This window comes from Rhodoplanes roseus (assembly GCF_003258865.1).
In the GTDB taxonomy this organism is placed as follows: Bacteria; Pseudomonadota; Alphaproteobacteria; order Rhizobiales; family Xanthobacteraceae; genus Rhodoplanes; species Rhodoplanes roseus.
In genome coordinates, this window is record NZ_NPEX01000359.1 from 1 (window position 1) to 4,943 (window position 4,943).

A 4,943-nucleotide genomic window follows, 5' to 3' on the forward strand; every position below is an offset into this window, starting at 1 on the left:
TTCGCTCGGCACCCTCTCCCGCGAGGGGAGAGGGTCACGGTGCCAGTCTCACACCTCGGCCATCGGGCCGTGGGCGTGCTTCTCGATGACGCGCGAGGGGGCGCCGCCGCGATGGTTCACGCCCATCGGAATCCAGGTGCAGATCTTCGACGGGTCGGCCCACACGGTCGCCACCGCGCTCGGCACGAAGAATTCCGAGAAGATCATGTCCTCGCTCTCGCCGCCCTTCACCCAGTGCGGCTCGCGGTCGTGATAATAGACGACGTCGCCGGGCCGGACCGCCATCTCCTGCGTGTCGCCGGCGTAGCAGGTGCCCTGCCCGGCGAGGAAATACATGAAATGCGCGCCGCCCTCGTGATGGTGCACCGGGCAGGTGGTGCCGGGCGGATAGATGATCATCTCGCCGCGGATCGCCCGCACGCCGAACATCTTCGGGGTGACGATGTAGATGCGCTTGCGGGCATCGTGCTCGGACTTCAGCAGCGGCTCCTCGCGCCAGTCCACGAGGCGAAAGGGCGGCGGCTTGGCGACCACGGCGGCGTCGAGCTTCTCGGCGTCCGGAACCGCGGCGTAGAGCAGCGTGGCCCCGGCCTCGCTGGTCAGCGAGCCCGAAAAGCCCGGCGGCAGCAGGCCGATATGGGTCGGCGCCACGGCGGTCTCGCCGTCCGCGGTGCTGACCAGCGCGGCGCCGTCGATCATCTGGAACCAGGCCAGCCCGTCGGGCGGAACGTCGAGCGCGATCGCCCCGCCGGGCGCGATCACCAGCCGGTCGAGCGCGAACAGGATGTCGGGCACCCGCGTCTCGTCGAGCAGCCGTTGACGGACGACCCCTTCGCCGATCGGCTCGGGCTCGACCTCGCTCTGATTGAAATGAAGCGCCATGTCTCGTCTCCTTGCGGCTACGATGCCGTACCCATTGGTTCCGGGCCGTTCCTGGACGGCGCGCGGCGCCGGCCCCGGAACGACGCCGAGATTGCGGCCGCCTACTCCTGGAACGCCTGCTCGCGGCCCGAGCGGATCGCCGGCAGCGCGACGATCAACAGCAGGATTGCGGCAACGATCAGGAGGCCGAGCGAGACCGGCCGCTCGACGAAGATCATCGGATCGCCGCCCGAGACCCGCAGGGCGCGGCGGAGATTCTCCTCCATCAGCGGGCCGAGCACGAAGCCCAGAATCAGCGGCGCCGGCTCGCAATGCAGGCGCTGGAACAGGTAGCCCGCGACCCCGAACACGGCGGCCATGATCACGGCGGCCGGGCTGTTGCTGACCGTGTAGACCCCGATGGCGCAGAACAGCAGGATGGCGAGATAGAGGAACCGGTACGGCACCTTGAGGAGCTGCACCCAGAAGCCGATCAGCGGCAGGTTGATGATGACCAGCATCAGGTTGCCGACCCACATCGAGGCGACCATGCCCCAGAACATCTCCGGCCGCTCGGTCATGATCTGCGGCCCGGGCTGGATGCCGTGGATCATCAGCGCGCCGATCATCAGCGCCATCACCGGATTGCCCGGGATGCCGAGCGTCAGCATCGGGATGAAGGAGCTCTGCGCGCCGGCGTTGTTGGCGGCCTCGGGCGCCGCCACGCCCTCGATGGCGCCGCGGCCGAACATGGCGGGGCGGTCGGACACGCGCTTCTCCAGCGCGTAGGCTGCGAAGGACGAGAGCGTCGCGCCGCCGCCCGGCAGCACGCCGAGCACGGCGCCGAGCGAGGTGCCGCGCAGCACCGCCGGCCAGCCGCGGCGGAAGTCGTCGGCGGTCGGCCACAGCCGGGTGATCTTCTTGGCGACCACGTCGCGCGACGCGTCGCGCTGGGCCAGGTTGGCCATGATCTCGCTGATGCCGAACAGCCCGATCGCCAGCGTCGCGACGTCGAGCCCGTCGGCGAGCTCGTTGAGCCCGAAGGTGAAGCGCTGGCCGCCGGTGTTGCCGTCGGTGCCGACCAGGCCGAGCAGCAGGCCGAGCACGATCATGGCGATCGCCTTGATCACGGATCCGTGCGCCAGGACCACGGCGGCGATCAGCCCGAGCAGCATCAGCGAGAAGTACTCGGGCGAGCCGAAGGACTGGCCGACGCGCGCCAGCGGCGGCGCGAAGGCGGCGAGCAGCGCGGTGGAGACGCAGCCGGCGAAGAAGGAGGCGAGCGCGGCCGCCGCGAGAGCGGCTCCGGCCCGGCCCTGGATGGCCATCTGATGCCCGTCCAGCGTCGTCACCACCGAGGAGGTCTCGCCCGGCAGGTTGATCAGGATGGCGCTGGTCGACCCGCCGTATTGCGCGCCGTAGAAGATGCCGGCCAGCATGATCAGGCCGGCGGTCGGCTCGAGATGGAAGGTGAGCGGCAGCAGCATCGCGATGGTGGCGATCGGCCCGATGCCGGGCAGCACGCCGATCAACGTGCCGATCATCGCGCCGATGAAGGCGAACAGGATGTTCCACGGCGTCAGCGCCACCGAGAAGCCGAGCGCCAGGTTGGAGAGAAGATCCATCCCTAAATCTCCGGCCAGACCGGGATGGTGAGTCCCAGGCCGGCGATGAACACGGCCCAGGCGAGAACGATCAGGAACGCGGCGGCCAGGATCGTCTCGGCGGGACGAAGATTGCGGCCGGCGAGCGCGCCGAGGCCGACCAGCAGCAGGATCGCGACGACCAGACCGAGCCGCTCCAGCGCCAAGCCGAACACGACCAGCGCCGTGAAGACCAGCACCACGGGCCGGAGCGCCTCGATTCCGATCGGCACGTCGCTGCGATCCCCGCCCGGGTCGCGAAACCCGCGTGCCGCGATCACGGCGCCTAGGCCGAGCAGGATCCAGCACAACATGCGCGGCATGTAGCCGGTGCCCATGCGCAGCGCGGTGCCGACCGGATAGTCGCGCGACAGCCACAGGCCGAGGCCGGCCAGCGCGACGAACAGGAGCCCGGTCAGCACGTCACGTTGGACGAAACGCCGCCAGGGCCGCGACAGCGGGAGGCCGGAGAATTCGGTCATGGGGTGCTCCGACGCGACCACATGTCACCTCGCTCCGCCCTCGTCCCGAGGAGCCTGCGAAGCAGGCGTCTCGAAGGACGGGCGGCCCCGGTGGCGGCCCCATGCTTCGAGACGCGGCGCTCCGCGCCGCTCCTCGGCACGAGGCCGGGAGAGCACGCGCTGTGGACCGCCGCCCTCATCGCGCCGGGATCACGGGCAGCAGCAGGAACGACTCCTTGTCGCCGCCTGAATGGATCGTGTTGGTGCCGGTGTTGTAGTCGGCGTGATAGTGCGTGTAATGGACGCTGCCGACGCCGTCGCGCGGCTGGATGTCGAGCCGCAGCCGGTGGCCCTTGCGGAACACCATCGAGGTCGGCCAGATCTCCACCTCGACCTTCACCACCTCGCCGGGCTCGAGATAGAGCCGCCGCGCGTGCCGGTGATACGGGCGCCACGGCTTGGTCAGCGCCGGATCGAGCTCGCGATGCGAGACGCGCAGCCAGCCCTTCGCCACCGGCACCTGCTGGCCCTGCTGCCCGACCTCCCAGACGTCGTTGCCGTCCTGATCGATGTCGCGGATCGTCAGGAACAGATCCATGTCCTCGGTCGTGCTGGACACCCACAGGGTCGCCGCGACCGGTCCGGTGATCTCGGTGTCCTGGTCGAACGGCGCGGTGTCGAGCGTGATGCCCATGCCGGCCTGCATGGCGCCGGACGCCAGGAAGGTGGACGAGGCGGACGCCGAGCCGCCTTTCGACGCCCCGCTCGCATTGTAGGTGCGCGTCGCGGTCTCGGGCGGGTTCTCCGTCACCAGGGCTCCGCTGTTCGCCGGCGCGCCGGCCCTCGGCGCCGCGAGGTCGAGATACATCCTGGTCCACTGGGTGCGGGCGAGCGGCCACTCGTGCTCGTCGCGCCACGCACCCTCGCCGTTGCCGTGGCGGATGAACAGCCGCACCGGTGGCTCGTCCATCACGCCGTTGTCGACGCCTTTCAGGAAATGCTCGAGGAAGCGGAGCTGCTGCTGGCGCGCCTCCTCGGTGTAGAACGGATGCACATGCGTGCCGGAATGCATGCGGAGCTTCTTGTGCTTCGACGCGGCGCGCATGAATCCTTCGGTGTTGCCGCGCAGATGCAGCCCCATGCCGGACCAGTTGCCGACGGAGAACAGCGGCAGCGTGATCTTGTCCCACTGCGCCTGCTCGCCCGCGAAGGCGCCGGTGTCGAGATTGTGCCGCACCCAGCGCCACAACGTATCGGCGGTGAAGGTGTCGGGATTGTCGCGATAGGCGCGGCCGATCAGGTGATGGCACAGATGCGTGACGAACCAGTTGGTCATGAACTGGTTGAGGATGCCGCCGTGGAACAGCGCGTCGCGGTAGAGATCGGCGAAGCCCTCCCACGGCACGATGGCGGCGAGCGAGGGCGGCTGGTGGTTCGCGACGAACCACTGGTTGATGGCGAAGTAGGAGATGCCGATCAGTCCGACCTTGCCGTTGCACCAGGGCTGCGCCGCCGCCCACTCGATGGCGTCGTAGTAGTCGAGCGACTCCTGCAGCGACCACGGCTGGGTGCGGCCCGGCGACTTGCCGGTGCCGCGCGCATCGATGCGCACCGCCGCGTAGCCGCGCGGGATCCACCATTCGGGATTGATGGTCTCCCAGTTCATCAGCGGGTTCGGCTTCTCCTCCAGATTGTCCGGCGGGATCCAGATCTTGTCCTTCTGGTAGGGGCCGAGATTGAGCAGCGCCGGATAGCGGCCGTCACGATCGGGCCGCATCACGTCGGCCTTCAGCCGCGAGCCGTCGCGGGTCGGCACGTCGACGTTCCGCTCGACCAGGATGCCGGCGCTGTCGCCGCCGCCCGACGTCGTCTCGCTCTTCACGTCCAGCACTGAAGGACTCCGTCATCTGTCCGGGGAGTTGCAGTCGATCACCCTCCCCTGGAGGGGGAGGGTCGGGGCGCGCGCAGCGCGCACCGG

General features: G+C 69.3%; 4 protein-coding genes. All 4 read right to left on the reverse strand.

Features of this window, described 5'->3' with window-relative positions:
• Positions 1-48: 48 nt before the first annotated feature.
• A complete protein-coding gene (locus CH341_RS28000) occupies positions 49-882 on the reverse strand; it encodes a cupin domain-containing protein (protein ID WP_111422321.1) in 834 nt (277 codons plus the stop codon).
• 101 nt (positions 883-983) lie between these two features.
• Complete coding sequence (locus tag CH341_RS28005) at positions 984-2,486, reverse strand: tripartite tricarboxylate transporter permease (RefSeq protein ID WP_111422324.1); 1,503 nt, start codon at positions 2,484-2,486, stop codon at positions 984-986.
• 2 nt (positions 2,487-2,488) lie between these two features.
• Positions 2,489-2,986 carry a tripartite tricarboxylate transporter TctB family protein gene (locus CH341_RS28010; RefSeq protein ID WP_111422326.1) on the reverse strand — a complete coding sequence of 166 codons (498 nt, stop codon included), beginning with the start codon at positions 2,984-2,986 and terminating at the stop codon, positions 2,489-2,491.
• A gap of 175 nt (positions 2,987-3,161) precedes the next feature.
• A complete protein-coding gene (locus tag CH341_RS28015; protein WP_111422329.1) occupies positions 3,162-4,856 on the reverse strand; it encodes a CocE/NonD family hydrolase in 1,695 nt (564 codons plus the stop codon).
• Positions 4,857-4,943: the final 87 nt, after the last annotated feature.